The 16290-nt window shown below is 64.8% G+C and carries 14 protein-coding genes; 6 read left to right on the top strand and 8 right to left on the bottom strand.

The window, feature by feature from the left end; translation table 11 throughout:
• Nucleotides 1-63: 63 nt before the first annotated feature.
• Nucleotides 64-1695 (bottom strand): hypothetical protein, encoded by a 1632-nt coding sequence (locus AAG591_RS10535; RefSeq protein ID WP_342531185.1) that lies wholly within the window; start codon nucleotides 1693-1695, stop codon nucleotides 64-66.
• A gap of 232 nt (nucleotides 1696-1927) precedes the next feature.
• Nucleotides 1928-3253: a sulfotransferase family protein gene (locus AAG591_RS10530; RefSeq protein WP_342531183.1), complete on the bottom strand. Its 1326-nt coding sequence runs from the start codon at nucleotides 3251-3253 to the stop codon at nucleotides 1928-1930.
• A gap of 333 nt (nucleotides 3254-3586) precedes the next feature.
• On the opposite strand from AAG591_RS10530, the gene serS reads away from it, so the two are divergent.
• From serS to AAG591_RS10515, 3 genes are all read left to right on the top strand, one after another.
• The gene (gene serS / locus AAG591_RS10525; RefSeq protein WP_342531182.1) at nucleotides 3587-4870 is read left to right on the top strand and encodes a serine--tRNA ligase; all 1284 of its coding nucleotides are present in this window, start codon (nucleotides 3587-3589) and stop codon (nucleotides 4868-4870) included.
• A gap of 116 nt (nucleotides 4871-4986) precedes the next feature.
• Complete coding sequence (surE, locus tag AAG591_RS10520; RefSeq protein ID WP_342531181.1) at nucleotides 4987-5748, top strand: 5'/3'-nucleotidase SurE; 762 nt, start codon at nucleotides 4987-4989, stop codon at nucleotides 5746-5748.
• A gap of 66 nt (nucleotides 5749-5814) precedes the next feature.
• Nucleotides 5815-6948 carry a potassium channel family protein gene (locus AAG591_RS10515; RefSeq protein ID WP_425341649.1) on the top strand — a complete coding sequence of 378 codons (1134 nt, stop codon included), beginning with the start codon at nucleotides 5815-5817 and terminating at the stop codon, nucleotides 6946-6948.
• Nucleotides 6949-6951: 3 nt separating this feature from the next.
• Here AAG591_RS10515 and AAG591_RS10510 read toward each other — a convergent pair whose 3' ends face one another.
• Nucleotides 6952-7413: a DUF1761 domain-containing protein gene (locus AAG591_RS10510; protein ID WP_342531180.1), complete on the bottom strand. Its 462-nt coding sequence runs from the start codon at nucleotides 7411-7413 to the stop codon at nucleotides 6952-6954.
• A 21-nt stretch (nucleotides 7414-7434) separates the two neighbouring features.
• On the opposite strand from AAG591_RS10510, the gene rimO reads away from it, so the two are divergent.
• The 3 genes from rimO (at nucleotide 7435) to AAG591_RS10495 (ending at nucleotide 10626) form a co-directional block, all read left to right on the top strand.
• Nucleotides 7435-8817, top strand: a complete 1383-nt coding sequence (gene rimO / locus AAG591_RS10505; RefSeq protein WP_342531179.1) for a 30S ribosomal protein S12 methylthiotransferase RimO — start codon at nucleotides 7435-7437, stop codon at nucleotides 8815-8817.
• A gap of 48 nt (nucleotides 8818-8865) precedes the next feature.
• Nucleotides 8866-9666 carry a transglutaminase-like domain-containing protein gene (locus AAG591_RS10500; protein ID WP_342531178.1) on the top strand — a complete coding sequence of 267 codons (801 nt, stop codon included), beginning with the start codon at nucleotides 8866-8868 and terminating at the stop codon, nucleotides 9664-9666.
• Between the two features lie 105 nt (nucleotides 9667-9771).
• A complete protein-coding gene (locus AAG591_RS10495; protein ID WP_342531177.1) occupies nucleotides 9772-10626 on the top strand; it encodes a L,D-transpeptidase family protein in 855 nt (284 codons plus the stop codon).
• Here the strand turns inward: AAG591_RS10495 and tilS are convergent.
• The 5 genes from tilS to AAG591_RS10470 form a co-directional block, all read right to left on the bottom strand.
• Nucleotides 10623-11606 carry a tRNA lysidine(34) synthetase TilS gene (tilS, locus tag AAG591_RS10490; protein ID WP_342531176.1) on the bottom strand — a complete coding sequence of 328 codons (984 nt, stop codon included), beginning with the start codon at nucleotides 11604-11606 and terminating at the stop codon, nucleotides 10623-10625. The genes AAG591_RS10495 and tilS overlap by 4 nt on opposite strands.
• Nucleotides 11607-11610: 4 nt before the next feature.
• Nucleotides 11611-12549 carry a tetratricopeptide repeat protein gene (locus tag AAG591_RS10485; protein ID WP_342531175.1) on the bottom strand — a complete coding sequence of 313 codons (939 nt, stop codon included), beginning with the start codon at nucleotides 12547-12549 and terminating at the stop codon, nucleotides 11611-11613.
• Between the two features lie 70 nt (nucleotides 12550-12619).
• Nucleotides 12620-13459 carry a helix-turn-helix domain-containing protein gene (locus tag AAG591_RS10480; protein ID WP_342531174.1) on the bottom strand — a complete coding sequence of 280 codons (840 nt, stop codon included), beginning with the start codon at nucleotides 13457-13459 and terminating at the stop codon, nucleotides 12620-12622.
• A 123-nt stretch (nucleotides 13460-13582) separates the two neighbouring features.
• The gene (gene ptsP / locus AAG591_RS10475) at nucleotides 13583-15856 is read right to left on the bottom strand and encodes a phosphoenolpyruvate--protein phosphotransferase (protein ID WP_342531172.1); all 2274 of its coding nucleotides are present in this window, start codon (nucleotides 15854-15856) and stop codon (nucleotides 13583-13585) included.
• A 73-nt stretch (nucleotides 15857-15929) separates the two neighbouring features.
• A complete protein-coding gene (locus AAG591_RS10470; RefSeq protein ID WP_342531170.1) occupies nucleotides 15930-16085 on the bottom strand; it encodes a YdcH family protein in 156 nt (51 codons plus the stop codon).
• Nucleotides 16086-16290: the final 205 nt, after the last annotated feature.

The raw sequence follows: 16290 nt of genomic DNA, 5'->3' as shown, positions 1-16290 counted from the left end.
GTGGATGCGAACACGGGGGCAGCCGTCGAACGACCGCCCCCGCGCACATCAGGGCAGCCGCGATCAGTAGACGGGCAGCGTGGTGCAGTCGGTGAGGCCGCCGAGCGGCGCGTACGAGCTGTTGCAGGTCCAGCCCGCGGCCCAGCTGGTGTTGCCGGACCATGCCGCACCCACGTGGTACGGGGTCGGCGTTGCCGAGAAGAAGCTCGACGCCAGCGTGGTCGGGTCGGTGGTTGCAAACGCATCGGCGGTGGCCGAGTTGACGAACACGTTCATCAGCGCACCGGTCAGGTCGATGTCGTTCGAAGCGCTACCGGTGAAGAACCCGGCAACGTCGGCCGCGCTGAACGCCGTGCCCGAACCGTCGCCGATGAACTTGGCGCTACCCGAGCCCGAGCATTCCAGGCCGACCGAACGCGCGGTCAGCGTGGCGCGGTTGGCGGCGCTGGTGTTCGACGTCATGCGAACGCACTCGTTGTTCGGCGTCACGATCAGGCCGTTGTACAGCGTGACGTCGGCATTGCCGCGGAACAGTGCCGAAGCCTTGTCGTTGCCTTCGTTGTTCGAGCTGACATCCGGCTGATAGGCGGTGAAGTTTACCACCTTCAGGTTGGTGCGCGGCGTGTCGCCTTCGTTACCGTTCGAGTCGATTTCGAACAGCGCATCGCCCTCGCCCGGCTTCTGCAGCAGCAGAGCGTACTGGATGTTGACGCGCGCGCCGGTGTCGACGTCGAGGCTGTCGTCGTCCGCTGCGGTGGCGATGTAGTACTTCAGGTTGAAGTTACCGCCGAAGAATTCCGCGCCATCGTCAGAGCTGCGGTGCGACTGGATGTGGTCGAGCGTGGTGCCCGAACCGATAGCCTCTGCGGTCAGCGCCTGCAGTTCCTTGTTGTTCGACAGGACGAAGCCCGAATAACGGATCTGGACGTAGCTCATCCGGCCCGCATTGTAGGTGTCGTCGTTGCCGCCGAAGCGCGCGAGGTTGACCGCACCTTCGGTATCGCGCTCGCAGGTGTTGGACGCCACGGTGCCGACGTTACAATCGGTGACCTTGCCACGGCCGAGCAGCACGACGCCGCCCCATTGGCCACCCTGGGTCGCTTCGGTGTTGAACCCGGCAACGTTATCCTGGCTGGTGAAGATAATCGGCTTGTCGGCGGTACCGACCGCATTGATCTTGTTGCCACGGTTGACCGCGAGCCACGACTGACCGGTCTGGCCGATCAGGATCACGCCCGGCGCGATCGACAAGGTGACGCCGGTGTCCGCAGTCAGACTGCCGCAACCGATGGTGGTGGAGTTGTAGGGCGAGCCAGCGCTCGGCGCGGAGAAGCCGCCGTCGCAGCCGACGTCGACGCGGCCGTTCATGCCGTACAGCACGCCGGGGATGCGGGGCAGTTCGACGCTCTTGGTGATGAGCGAGGGAAGCTGGCAGATACGGTAGCTGCCGGTCGGGCCCGAAATGGTGCCTGCGTTGGTCAGCTGCACGCTGCCGTCATTGGTCAGGTTGGGGCAGATATCGGGCGCGCTGACCGTCGGGGTCGGGGTCGGCCCGGGCGTCGGCGTGGGTGCCGGGGTTGCCGGCTGGTTGATGACGACGCCGGTGCCGCCGGGCGAAGCAATATCGTCGGCGCCGCAACCGGCCAGTGCCAGTGCGCTACAACCGATTACGAGCGAGCGATGAAGATTTTTCACAGCGAGCGGTCCCCTCAAAAAACCGAAGAATCGAAACTGACGAACGCGAATGTTGATCGCGAGACGGGGCGTTAGAGAGGGTCCGTGACAGTTTCGGGGAGCATTTGTGACCGTTCGATTTCACCCACCGGACTCCGCCGGTCACACGATGAAATAGTTTCCCATCGGCCCCATCGAAGTGGCTCCCCCTCGTCGGTAGCCGGGATGTTCGGCGCCGATTTCCTCGGCTTCTTTACCGAGTCGCTGCCATTTTCAGCGCCGGGCTGAAGCGCCGTCTGTTAGGCTCTGCTGCGATTGCGCCTTCCACCGGGATATCGAAGCGGGCGACATAGGGGGCGAAGCGTTCGCGCACTTCGTCTTCTGAAATCCCGAACTGTTCGAGGCTGTAGGTATGCGGCTGGCGCTTTAGTCCCCTCGCCCGATCCAGATAGCGTTCCATCGCAGGAACGGCTGGCCCCATGTCGAGGTCGAGGAAAGCGTAGATCCGCTGCATCGTGCCGCGCCAGTCGCGATCCATCGCATCGTAGCCGACATCGATGCGGCGCTCGGCGGGCACCAGCGAGCGCGCGGCGAGCATCCGTTCGACCTGCAGCACGCTCTTGCGCTGCCATTCCCTGCCCACCTCGTACGGTGTCACATCGTCCGAATAGATGGCGGTCTGGTTCCACGCGAGCGATGCGGCGCTGCCGACGATCTTCTTGGGGTCGCGGTGGGTGAAGATGATCCGCGCGTCGGGAAACACTTCGAGCAGCGCTGGCAGGTCGAGCATGTGCTGCGGGGTCTTCAATATCCACGGGCGAATTTCACTGACCTGCTGCGACCAGCCGATCAGCCGCAGCAGATCGGCCATGTGGCGGTATGCGGGCGTCGCATCGATCCGCTCGCACCAGCGGCCATAGGTCGGCACACGCCACTGCGCCTCGTGCTTCATCCCGTACATCGAGTTGACCAGCAGGCCGAGCTCTTCCTCAGGCTCGAACGGGCCGGTGGGGTGGATCGAGAGCGTGCGCGGATTGGCGAGGCGCGCCACGCGCATGATCCGCTTCGCCAGCGTCGGGCGGAAATCGCGCTTCCTGCCCGCCAGGACATCCTCGAATCCGGGCCGCGGTACGGGCGAAATCGTCTCGAAACTGCGCATGTGGCTGAAGCGACGATCGCTCGCGAGCAGACGGTGCAACCGCGTTGTGCCCGAACGCATGGGCCCGACGATCACCACCGGGCGCCTGATCGAGCGTTCGAGGATTTCGGGATGCCGCTTGAACCATTCGATCGCGGTCAGCCTGTCGCACAGGACCTTGTTGAATTGCAGCCGCGCGGCAAATTCGCCCGCCCGGTTCAGGTGCGCTTCCTCGCGGATGGAATCGAGCAAGGCGGAAAATGGCGCTTCGAACCACGGATCGCCGAAATCGCCGAGCCCGGTCTCCTCGACCGCGGCGGACATCAGCGCCTCCTTCTCCAGAGTAGAGGGAGGCACCACGCCCAGCTTCTGGCCGATCCCGACGGCACCTTGCAGAATATCGATAAAAGGGGTGCGCTTGGGCGCGGCAAGGTTCGTCATTGCGTCTTCCCTAAACCTGGAACATGCACCCGTAAGAGATTCCAACGATCGGCAAGCGGGATTGTGCCCGACTTGCCATGTGCGCTTTTCCCCTCGCGATGCGCAGCTGTCCTACAGCGCTGCCTTCGTGGCATGGTCCGCGCATGAGCGATCACGGCTTCTCGAGCCATTTCACGCGCCGCTTTTCCCGCGATCCGGGTGGACGTTTTTTCGCCCCTGAACACTGTGTCAGGTGTGTCAGGTGTGTCAGGGAACGGATCGGCGCGTCACCCCGCGCGCTCTGGCGCAACTTGCCACTGGCCAAGCCGGTGCCTGCTCGGCATAGGCGGCGCCATGCACGACATCGCCATGATCCGCCAGGAACCCGAAGCCTTCGACGCCGGTCTCGCCCGCCGCGTGGCCGATCCTGTTTCCGCCAAACTGCTCGACCTCGATAGCCGCCGCCGCGCGGTGCTGACCGAATTGCAGGAGGCGCAGAACCGCCGCAACGCCGCCTCGAAGGCGATTGGTCAGGCGATGGGCAAGGGCGACACCGAAGAAGCCGATCGGCTGAAGGCGGAAGTGACCGAGCTGAAGGCGACCACCCTGCCCCGGCTCGAAGAGCAGGCCCGCACCATCGGCGGCGAACTCGACGAGCTGCTTGCAGGCATTCCCAACCTGCCCGCTGACGATGTGCCCGATGGCGCAGGGGAAGACGAGAATGTCGAGCTGAGCACCTGGGGAGAGAAGCGCGCGTTCGACTTCCAACCGCGCGAACACGCCGATATCGGGCCCTATCTGGGCCTTGATTTCGAGATCGGTGCCGACATTGCCGGCGCCCGCTTCACCTTCCTGCGCGGACAGATCGCCCGCCTGCACCGCGCGCTCGGCCAGTTCATGCTCGACCGGCAGACGACCGAGAACGAGTACCTGGAATGCAACCCGCCGCTGCTGGTGCGCGACGATGCGCTGTTCGGCACGGGCCAGCTGCCCAAGTTCGCCGAAGACCTTTTTCACACCACCGACGGCCGCTGGCTGATCCCCACCGCCGAAGTCAGCCTGACCAATGCGGTGCGCGGCAAGATCGTGGAGGAAGGCGACCTGCCGCTGCGGATGACCGCGCTGACCCAGTGCTTCCGCTCCGAAGCCGGTGCCGCGGGCAAGGACACGCGCGGCTTCATCCGCCAGCACCAGTTCGAAAAGGTCGAGCTGGTCAGCATCGTGCGCCCCGAGGATAGCGAGGCGGAGCACGAGCGGATGACGCAGTGCGCCGAGGGCATCCTCCAAGCGCTCGGCCTGCCCTACCGCAAGATGCTGCTGTGCACGGGCGACATGGGCTTCGGCGCGCGCAAGACCTACGATCTGGAAGTATGGCTGCCGGGCCAGGGCGCTTACCGCGAGATTTCCAGCTGTTCGAACACCGGTGATTTCCAGGCCCGTCGCATGAATGCACGCTATCGGCCCGAAAGCGGAGAGACGAAAACCGCCTTCGTCCATACGCTCAACGGATCGGGTCTCGCCGTGGGCCGCACGCTGGTGGCGGTGCTCGAAAACTACCAGAACGAAGACGGCAGCGTCGACGTGCCAGAGGCATTGTATCCCTACATGGGCGGTCTGACGCGGCTGAGCCCCGAGTGACGACCTTACCCCTCCCCCTTTAAAGGGGGAGGTCGGGAGGGGGTGGTGCGCCAGCCACTACCCGTCCCGCCCCCACCCCCAACCCCTCCCCAAGGGAAGGGAGAAAGCGGACCCGAATGAAAATCCTCCTCACCAACGACGACGGCGTCCATGCCCCCGGCCTCGACGTGCTGGAAGAGATCGCGCGGCACTTCTCGGACGATATCTGGGTTTGCGCGCCGGACGAGGAACAGTCCGGCATGGGCCACGCGCTCACGCTGACGCGCCCCGTGCGCCTGCGCAAGCATGGCGAGCGGCGCTTCTCCGTCACCGGCACGCCGACCGATGCGGTGACGATGGGCCTGCGCCAGGTGATGGATGGAGCCCCCGACGTCATCCTGTCGGGCGTCAATCGCGGGGCCAATCTGGCCGACGACATCACCTATTCGGGGACGGTGTCCGCCGCGATCGAGGGCGCGCTGGCAGGCATCCGCTCGATCGCGCTGAGCCAGGTCACCTCCAAGGAAGGCGCGGCGACCGAGGATACGTTCGAAGCGGCGCGCGCCTGGGGGCCGAAGGTACTCGGCCCGCTGCTCGATACGCCGCTGCCCAGGCGCACGCTGGTCAACGTCAACTTCCCCGCGCTGCCGGGTGACGCGGTCAAAGGCATCCGAGCGGTGCGGCAGGGGTTCCACGACTATTCGCGCGGCACCGTGGTCGAAGGGCGCGATCCGCGCGGCTTCCAGTATTACTGGTTCGGCCTGCAGGCGATCGAGCACTCGCTGGACCACGGCACCGACCTTGAAGCCATCGACGAAGGATGCGTGTCCGTCACGCCGCTGCAACTCGATCTGACGCACCACGCTTCGCTCGGCGAACTGGGCGAACGGTTCGGCTGACGCGCCCCATGTTGCCGCGCACGCTACAGGCGGCTACGCCACGCTTCCAATGAGCGAGCAGCAGTCTTGAGCCGCGCACACGCAAAGGGCCCGCGCCAGCAGGTCGAAAAGGTCGGCACCGGCCCGAGCGCGCGTGACGTTCGTGGCCCGCGCTTCCAGCCGCTACGCCGCGCGCTGAAGGTCCCCGTCTGGGGCGACCTGTCGATCCGGCTGGGCCTCGCGCTCGGCCTGATCATGCTGGTGGTGATGATCCACTGGTGGGATCGCGACGGGCTGGTCGACAATCTGGATGGCGAGGTCAGCTTCCTCGACGTCGTCTATTTCACGATGATCTCGATCACCACGACCGGCTTCGGCGACATTGCCCCGATCACCGACCGCGCGCGGCTGGTGGAGGCGGTGATCGTGACCCCGGTCCGCTTCGCCGTGCTCTTCATCTTCGTGGGCACCGCCTACAACTTCCTCATTCAGCGCAGCTGGGAGAAATTCCGCATGAACCGCATCCAGGACCAACTCGCTGACCATATCATCGTGCTCGGCTACGGCGTCTCCGGCTCGGAATCGGTCGCCGAACTGATCGAGCGCGGGATCGAACCGCATTGCATCGTCGTCATCGACCCGAGCGAGGAACGGCTTGCCGAAGCCGAGGCGCTAGGCTGCAACATCATGGCCGCCGACGCGACCCGCGACGAGACGCTCAAGGCGGTCAAGATCGACCGCGCGCAGAGCGTGCTCGTGTCCGCAGGACGGGACGACACCTCGATCCTGATCGTGCTGACCGTGCGCGCTCTCGCGCCCGCCGTGCCAATCAGCGTGGTGGTGCGCGCAAGCGATAACGAGAGTCTCGCGCGGCAGGCGGGTGCCAACAACGTCATCAACCCGGTGCACTTCACCGGCCTGTTGCTGGCGGGCAGCGTCAAGGGCGCGCATATCGCGGACTATCTCGCCGATCTCGCCTCGATCTCGGGCAGGGTCCAGCTGGTCGAGCGGCCCGTTACGGCGGACGAATGCGGCTGCGACATCAGCCAGCTCCGCACGGGTGGCCGCGGCCTGCGGATATACCGCAATGGCGAAGCGCTCGGCTTCTGGGAAGACGAGTGCAAGAACCTGCAGGCGGGCGACATCGTGGTCGAAATCGTCCCCACAACCGATGGTGAGGAGCGCGGCGACGGGCACAACGGGGCGGGCATGCCCCATTGATCGTCAGGCCAGAAAAACGAACACCGCCCCCATCGCCGCCATCGCCGTAACGAAGAAGCCCGCATCGATCGCGAAGACCTGCCACGGGGCGTTGAGATAGAGGTAGCGAATGCCGATCGCGGGGGTCATCAGCATCAAGCCGTACCCGACCGAGATCATCATCATCGCCCGCACCGACGGGGTCGACATCGCGAACTGGTGCGCGAGTGTTAGCGAAATCAGCAACGCGAAAGCGAAGGTCAGGCCGAACACCAACCACAGCGGTCGGTCACCGCTGAACTTGGCATCGGGTTCGCGGCCGATGGCCCGCTTCCAGACTTTGCCGAACAGCACGCCGTACCAGACCATCCCGACGAGGAAGAAGGCAGCGGCCCCCAGCACCACTGTCAGCAGATCGATATTGCCCATCGCGAAATATGCCTCGAAAATTGCGTTCGACGCGCCGCCTAGCGCATTGCGCCGCATGGGTGTAGAGCGCGCCGCCAGATGAACACCCCCACCACAAATATCCCTGACGCCAAGAAGGTCGGCATGGTCAGTCTCGGCTGCCCCAAGGCCTTGGTCGATTCCGAGCGGATTCTCACGCGCCTGCGGGCCGATGGCTACGCGATGAGCCCGGACTATGCCGGTGCCGACATCGTGCTGGTCAACACCTGCGGTTTCCTCGATTCCGCCAAGGAAGAGAGCCTGCAGGCGATCGGCGAGGCAATTGCCGAGAATGGTCGCGTGATCGTGACCGGCTGCATGGGCGAGGAAGCCGATGCGATCCGCGCCGCGCATCCGCAGGTGCTCGCAGTGACCGGCGCACATCAGTACGAACAGGTGGTCGAGGCGGTGCACGAGCACGCGCCGCCAAGCCAGGGGCCCTATGTCGACCTGATCCCCCAGCCCGATCTAGCGGACATCAAGCTGACCCCGCGCCATTACAGCTACCTCAAGATTTCCGAGGGCTGCAATCACTCCTGCGCCTTCTGCATCATCCCCGACCTGCGCGGCAAACTTGCCAGTCGCCGGATCGATGCGGTGCTGCGCGAGGCGGAAAAGCTGGTCGCGGCGGGGACGAAGGAACTGCTGGTCATCAGTCAGGACACCTCGGCCTATGGCGTGGATACCCGCCACGAAGCGCGCGAGTGGAAGGGCCACGAGGTCCGCGCGCATATGACCGATCTGGCGCGCGAGCTGGGCCAGCTGCGCACCGATCAGGGCACGCCGCCGTGGGTAAGGCTGCACTACGTCTACCCCTACCCCCACGTCGATCAGGTCATTCCGCTGATGGCCGAGGGGCTGCTGACGCCCTATCTCGACATCCCGTTCCAGCACGCCGCGCCTTCGGTGCTGAAACGCATGAAGCGCCCGGCGAACGAGGCGAAGGTTCTCGAACGGCTGAAGGGCTGGCGCGAAATCTGCCCCGACATTGCCGTGCGCTCCAGCTTCGTCGTCGGCTTCCCCGGCGAGACCGAGGAAGACTTCCAGTACCTGCTCGACTGGCTTGAAGAAGCGCAGCTCGACCGGGTCGGCGCGTTCCGGTTCGAGCCGGTCGAAGGCGCGGCGGCCAATGCCCTGCCCGATCCGGTGCCCGAAGCGGTGAAGGAGGAACGCTACGCCCGGATCATGGAAGCGACCGCGCGGATCAGCGCGGCCAAGCTGCAGGCCAAGATCGGGCGCACGCTGCCGGTCATCATCGACGAAGTGGGCGAGCCGGACGAGGACGGCGACATCGGCGCAACCGGTCGCAGCCAGGCCGATGCACCAGAGATCGACGGCGACGTGTTCCTGCGCAATGTCCCGGCCAGCCTTGCCCCCGGCGATATCGTGCAGGTGACAGTGGAGGACGCCGACGAGCACGACCTTTTCGGCGCGATTGCATAAATCTTTGTGAGGTCGGGCACTTAGCTGCCCGGCCTGACTTGTCCGATCATGGCCACCATTTCGATCCGATCCAGTTTCGCCTTCACCACCGAAGTGCCCACCGATGCCCTGCTGCAATTCGCGGTGGCGGATATTCCCGAACAGAAGCTTCTTAAGTGCCGGACCGGCCTGACCGACGCCGCGCGATGCGCGCGTATCCCTGCGCAGGAAGACATAGGCGAGCGGGTGTGGGTGCGGGCCAATGGTCGCTTCGAGGTGAAGCACGAGGCGCAGGTCGAAATCCAGCGGCAGGTGATCGAGCTGCCATCGCTCAAGCAGCTCGAACCGCACCAGATGCCCGCCGCACCGGTGAAATACCTGTTCGATTCGCGCTATTGCCAGGCAGACCAGTTCCAGAGCTTCGTCGGCGACCAGTTCAAGGGCACTGTCGGGGGCGAACGCGTTCAGGCGATCCGCGACTGGGTGGCAGAGAAATTCACTTATACGCCGGGAAGCTCCGACGCTTCGACCACCGCGCATGACAGTTTCATCGAACGGCGTGGCATCTGCCGCGACTACGCGCACATGGTCGTCACACTGGCTCGCGCGAGCGTGATCCCCGCGCGCTTTGTTGCCTGCTATGCGCCCGATGTGACCCCGCAGGATTTCCACGCGGTTGCGGAGGTCTTCCTGCACGATCCTGAATCGGAAGGCGGTGGCACCTGGCAACTGGTCGATGCAACCGACATGGCGAAACCCGACGAAATCGTGAAGATCGGCGTTGGCCGCGACGCGGCCGATGTTAGCTTCCTGACCAGCTTCGGCATGGTCGATCTGTGCGAGAAAGACGTGCAGGTGCTGCGCGACTGAGCCATCGGTCGGGAAAGCGCATTAACCTTTGGCCGCTATACCGTCCGATGCAGAGACACGGGCCGATGGGCCGCTGTTTCTTTCCGCGCGCGCGAGGCAAATGGCATGACCATGACCAAAGCACTTATCTGGATCGGCGGAGCGACGCTCGCCACCGTGCTGCTGTTCGGCGCCGTGTCGATCGGCGCGCGCCTCCTCTATGCGGACAAGAACGGGGAGCCCGTAGCGGTGGCACCCGATATCGAGGATGCGATTCCGGTCGACCGCTCCAAATTCGCCGATGACGGCGCGCCGGTTAACGGTGAGCCGGTGGGACCGGAACCGGCCGGCGATGCGTCGCTGACCGATGAAACGGTCGGTATCGATGCCCCCGCGGACGCAGGCACCGCAGAGCGCACAGCAACGGCTTCCGACAGCTCGACGGACGGCGAGACCGTCTACGACGCGCGCGATCGCGCTACCCGGACGACGGCGGCCCGCTCCACCCCGGCACGCGCCGAACCCATGGTCGTCAAACGCGTCCTGCCGATCGACGGGCCGATCAAGTACGGCGAGTGGTTCTGGGACACCGACGGCGTACCGCCAGGCAAGATCGTGATGACGGTCGATTTGGACGCACGGGTTATCTCGGTCTTTCGCGGCGGGTACGAAATCGGCGCGGCGGCAGTGCTGCTCGGCACGCAGGAGCATCCCACCCCGCTCGGTGTCTTCCCGATCCGCTACAAGATGCGCGAGAACGTGTCGGAGAAGTACAACAACGCGCCGATGCCCTACTCGATGTTCCTGACCAAGGACGGGGTTGCGCTTCATGGATCGCCGGTCAGGAACGGCTACGCCAGCCATGGCTGCATCGGCCTGCCCAACGATTTCGCTGCCAAGGTGTTTGCAGTCGCCAGCAAGGGCGACAAGGTCATCATCACCCGCGGCGAAACGCTCAAGCTGGGCGCACCGATCCTCTAGGATTTGCGCGGCGGTTCGGGTTCGAAACGCATCACGTCCCTGCTCAGCCTGTCGCTCACGCGGTGCATCATCCGCCGCCCGAGCACACCGCCCAGCGATGCATTCTCCCTGGCGCGCAGGCGATCGATCATCCGCGCGACTTCGGACTTGCGAACATCGCGCGCTCCCAGCCGTTCGAGAATATGCGTCACCGCGCCGATCTCGATCAGCCGCGGATGCCCCCACTGAAAATAGCAGCCGTCGTCCGCCCAGGTGCAGCAACGTTGCAGGACGTCGGCGACGGCAGCCTCCACGACCTCTTCAGCCTCGGCAAGATATCGCGCGGATTGCGACATCGCCAATGGGTCCAGCCAGTCGGCATCGGCAATGGCCTTGCGTATCCGGGCCCGGTCGTAAGCATCGTCGGTGTTGGAAGGGTCTTCGACGGGTGGCAGCCCAGCCGAGCGCACGACGGCGCCGAGCTCTTCCCGCCGCCAGCCGAGCAGCGGGCGGAGCAAAAGCATCTCTGCGACGACACCCGCCGGAAAGAAGATCGCCCACGGGCGCACTCCCGCCAGACCAGCCAGTCCGCTGCCCCGATTGAGCCGCATCAAGAGCGTTTCGGCCTGATCGTCTGCGTGGTGCGCGGTAGCGAAAGTCAGGACGTTGCGATTGGCGAAATGGCTACCCAGCGCCTCGTACCGGGCCGCGCGTGCCTGGGCCTGCGTATTCCCCGACTCGACACGCACCGGAAGGATAGCGTGCGGCACGCCGATATCGCTGCAAACCTGTGCCACGAAGGCAGCCTCTGCGGCACTTTCTGCGCGCAAGCCATGATCGACAGTTGCCGCGTAGACCTGCCCCGGCAGCGCGGCATTCGCCAGCAGCAGGAGCGCCAGGCTGTCCGGGCCACCGGACACGGCGATGCCGATCGGTGGCCCGTAATCCTCGTCGAGCGCGCAATCGGCGCGAAAGCGCGCGATCAGCGCCTCGTCGATCATGCGATCAGTTGGAGCACTGCACCTGGCGGCGATTGCTCTCGTACTGGTCGCTCAGGCGACCCGACGCGATTGCCGGGTAGGTTTCGCTGAACTCGGCGAGCGCGATGCATGCACGATCCTTGTCGCCCAGCTCGATCATCGATTCCGCGAGGAACAGCAGGCTGTCGGGGGCACGGGCCGCCTTGTTGTCCGCCTGATAGTTCTGGAGGAACCACGGCGCGGCTTCACGAGGCTGGCCATTGTCGAGATATGCACGGCCCAGCAGGTTGCGACCATAGGTCGTGCGCCAGTGGTCGGGATATTTCTCGACGAAAGCCGCCAGAGCCTGCTGTGCTTCGGGATAGAATTTGGCCTCCCACAGGCGGAAACCGTAGGAATAATCGTCATCGCCCGCGTCGTCGGTCTGCGGTTTGGCAATGGCGCGAACCGCAGCGAGACGTTCGGCGCTCGGCTGAGGTGTCGCAGTCGGCGTCGGTGTAGCAGGACGCGGCTGGCTGGTGCCGGTCGCGGTGCCACTCGCCACCGCGGGAACGCTGGTGGCGGGTGCGGTCGTGGCGGAGCGCGTAGCGCTGGCCTTCTCCAGCACGGCAAGACGCTGCTCGAACCCACGCTGGGTGTTGTTGGCCTGTTCGACCTGCCCGGTCAGCATCTGGATCGCCGACTCGAGTGCGTCGAGACGGGCCAGGATGTCGGTCACCGCTGTCGTCTGGGTCGAGCCATTGGGCGAGCCATTGGCGGGCGCGGCGATATCGGGTTCGAAATAGCGTCCGTCGGCACCCGGGAAGACGCGCCGTTGCAGCGCGCTGACTTCCGCCTCCAGCTTGCGGATCCGCGCTTCGCTTTTGTCCTGCGCAAACGCCGGAGCACCCGACGTCAGCAGCAGGCCGGCAATTGCACAGGCGAGGACCGCACGGGGTTTCGCGGGGGAATTAAGCAACTTCATGGTCTCCCTCGTAGTCTCGTCTCTTCTGCGATCATGCGTCCGGCGAACGAACCGGGCCTGAACCGATGGCCTATTCGGTCGCGGCGTCGGCATCCGCAGCACTCGTTCCGTCACGCGCCAGCAGCGCCTCGGCGCTCACTTCGACATCGCTCATGACCTGATCTTCCTTGGCCAGCGGTGGCACGCTTTTCCCGCCGACAGTGATGGCAAAGGCGTCGGGGCGCCCGGTGCGGACCTTCGGGTCGCGGGCGGTATCCGGGATCGTATAGTTTTCGCCCTTCGACATGAGCTTTTCCATGAGCACGTTCGACTCGTCGCCGTCGTAGAATCGCACCCACATGCCATCTTCGGTCGAGGTGAATACCACCGGCCCGCTCGCAACAGGCTGGGCGCTGGCACTTTCGGTGGCGACTGCAGCTGCCTGTTCCTGCGCAAGGTCACGCTGGTCCTGTTCGGCAAGCAGCGATGCAGGCTCCGCGCCCGGATCGAAGAAGGTCCGCGAAAAGGCGAACAGGCCGGCAAGCAGAACCACCGCGGCGATGATCGATCCGAACACCAGCCCGCGCGAAGGCAAGCGAGTGGGATCTTCGGTCTGCATCGTCCCGTCGCGAAGTCGCTCCGCCGGATCTTCGATGCCCAGTTGTTCGCGGACCTCGTTGACGATTTCCTCGTCATTCAGGCCGACTGCCTTGGCGTAGCTACGCGAAAAGCCGATCGCATAAGTGCGGCCGGGAAGGACGGCAAAGTCGCCATCCTCGATTGTTTCCAGGTGTCGTTTGGGGATCCGGGTGGCCGCGCAGACGTCGTCTATGCTCAGGCCCTTCGCCTCACGCGCGGCACGCAGCCGTTCGCCCGGGGCGGTCGGTTCGGAGTTATCAATTTCAAAGCCGGCTTCGTCGTCCGCCATCATTCATCCCTACGGCCCCCGCTGCAAGTCAGGCCGGTCTAGCGGCCTTGGTGCGCGAAGCCAACGCCCGGAGTGCGGGATTCCGCGCCTTTTTTTCGCGGCATCATCGCAGCTGCCTGATGGCTGCTAATCGACGTCGATACCGCGCTCCTGCGCCCACGCAGCGATTGCGGCACGCGTATCGGCCGGCGGCTGGGCAACGAGGCCGTTCATGAAGGCCCCCACCTCGGCAAGGTCGATCTGCCGGATCAGCTCCTTGATCGGCCCAACGGAGACAGGCGTGATGGAGAGACGACGATAGCCCAACCCCAGAAGCGCGAGCGCTTCCAGCCGGCGGCCACCCATCTCCCCGCACAGGCCCAGAGTGACGTCGTGCCCCCGACTTGCGTCCACGATTCGCTTGAGGAAGCGCAGGATCGATGGGCTCAGCCAGTCGTATCGCGCCGCAAGCTTGGGGTTTGCGCGGTCGGCTGCGAACAGGAACTGGGTCAGATCGTTGGTGCCGACCGACACGAAGGAAACCTTCGGCAACAACTGGTCGAGCACCTCGACGAGCGATGGCACCTCGATCATCGCTCCATATTCGATCGCTTCGGGAAGCATGATCCGCTTGTGCTGGCGCAGGAAATCCAGCTGCTGTTCGAACACTTTGCGCGCAGCATCGAATTCCCAGGGTTCCGACACCATCGGGAACATGACCCGCAGCGTCTTGCCGCCGGATGCCTCTATCAATGCGCGCGCCTGCGCCTTGAACAGCCCTTCACGCTCCAGCGCCAGCCGCAACGCGCGCCAGCCCATCGCCGGGTTCTCGTCTTCCAGACTGCTGTCGTTCGACAGATACGGTACCGCCTTGTCCCCGCCGATATCGACGGTCCGAAACACCACCGGCTTGTCGCCCGCCGCTTCCAGCACATCCTTGTAGAACCGGGTCTGCTTTTCTCGCTGCGGCAGGGTGGCGGAAACGAGAAACTGGAATTCGGTCCGGAAAAGCCCGATTCCGTCCGCCCCGACAAGCTGGAGCGTGGTGAGATCGTCGCGCAAACCGGCGTTCATCATCACCTGGATGCGCGTGCCGCAGCGGGTGAAGGGTTCCACATCGCGCAACTCGGCGTAGGCTGCGCGGCGCTCCTTCGATTTGGCGAAACGGGCCTCGAACGCCTCGACCACGGAAGGCTGCGGGCGCACATGGGCTACGCCGCCATCGGCATCGAGCAGCAAGTCGTCACCCTCGCCCACGACGCCGCGCAGTCCGCGCACGCGGCCAAGCACCGGGATACCCATCGCGCGCGCCACGATCACCACATGTGCGGTGAGCGATCCTTCTTCCAGGATGACGCCTTTCAAGCGTCGCCGATCATACTCCAGCAGTTCCGCAGGCCCGAGATTGCGGGCGATCAGGATCGCGTCGTCCTTCAAACCCGTGGTCGCCGCGGTACCCATCTGGCCCGACACGATCCGCAGCAGGCGGTTCGACAGGTCTTCCAGATCGTGCATCCGGTCGGCCAACAAGGGATCGTCGATCTCGCGCATCCGCATCCGGGTGCGCTGCTGCACGCGTTCGATCGCGGCTTCGGCAGTAAGACCGGCGTCGATCGCCTCGTTGATCCGGCGACTCCAGCCTTCGTCGTAGGCAAATGCCTTGTACGCGGCGAGCACCTCGTCATGCTCCCCACCCGACCCGAACTCGGCCTGTTGGGCCATCTGGTCGATCTGTTCGCGCATCCGTTCGAACGCGCGATAGACCCGCTGCCGCTCGAACTCGGTGTCCTCGGCCACGACCTTGTCGATGGTGATGCGCGGCTGGTGAAACACCGCCGACCCGGTCGCCAGCCCTGCCACCAGGGTCAGGCCGGTCAGCTGCGCAGAACCGCTGCGTTCGGGTGCGGCTTCCTCCGCCGATCGCTCATCGATCAGCCCGGCATTCACGATCAGCTCGCTGAGCACCATCGCGGTGGTCTGCAGCGCTTCGATCTCGACATCCTCGTAGCGACGCGGTTCGACATGCTGGACGTTGAGCGCACCGACCGCGCGTTCGCGATAAACGATCGGGACGCCCGCGAAGCTGGAGAACTTCTCCTCGCCCGTTTCGGGCCGGTACTGGAAATCCGGGTGCGCCTTCGCCTGCGCGAGGTTGAGCGTTGCGCGATTGGATACGAGCGTGCCGGTGAGCCCCTCGCCAACCGCCATGCGGGTGACGTGGACCGCCGACTGGTTCAGCCCGCGCGTCGCCGACAGCTCCAGCATCCCGCTGCGCAGCAGGTAGATCGAGCAGACCTCGCTATCGAGAGCCTCGCCGACGATCTCTACCGTCCGGTCGAGCTTTTCCTGCGCCGACTGGCGCGTGGCCATCAATTCGTGAAGCCCGGTCAGGATCTGCCGCGCCGCTGCTGTCCCACTCATACTGGCGGGACTAGCTTATTGCGGCGCGCAGGGGAAATGTCTTTGGCGTCTGCGGATGCAGAAAGCGGCGATGTCAACCGCTGGAAAGCTCTTCCTTGAGGCGCAGCTTCTGCTTCTTGAGGTTCCGAATCGTCGCATCATCCGGCGCAGCCTTGCGCATTTCCTCGGCAATCGCCTCGTCGAGCGTGGCGTGCTTGGTTTTGAGGGCGGTGATGTGCGAAGCGTTCATATGCCTCTTCTCCTTCTTCGTCGAAGCAGCTCGCGGGGGTGCGAGCGTTCGCGGAAGCCGGATAGAGGCCCGATCGTAACGTCGGGCCTGCCGACAACCGCAGCAGCAATACAACCATAGAATCGCATTCCTGCGAAGGGCTGTTATGAGGCCTTGCGATTAATGCGGCGTAACGTGCGTCGGGCTGCAGGCCGGGCACCATTCG

It is taken from the genome of Citromicrobium bathyomarinum, from assembly GCF_038594485.1.
Taxonomy (GTDB): Bacteria; Pseudomonadota; Alphaproteobacteria; order Sphingomonadales; family Sphingomonadaceae; genus Alteriqipengyuania; species Alteriqipengyuania bathyomarina_A.
This window is presented reverse-complemented; position numbering and strand designations above follow the sequence as displayed.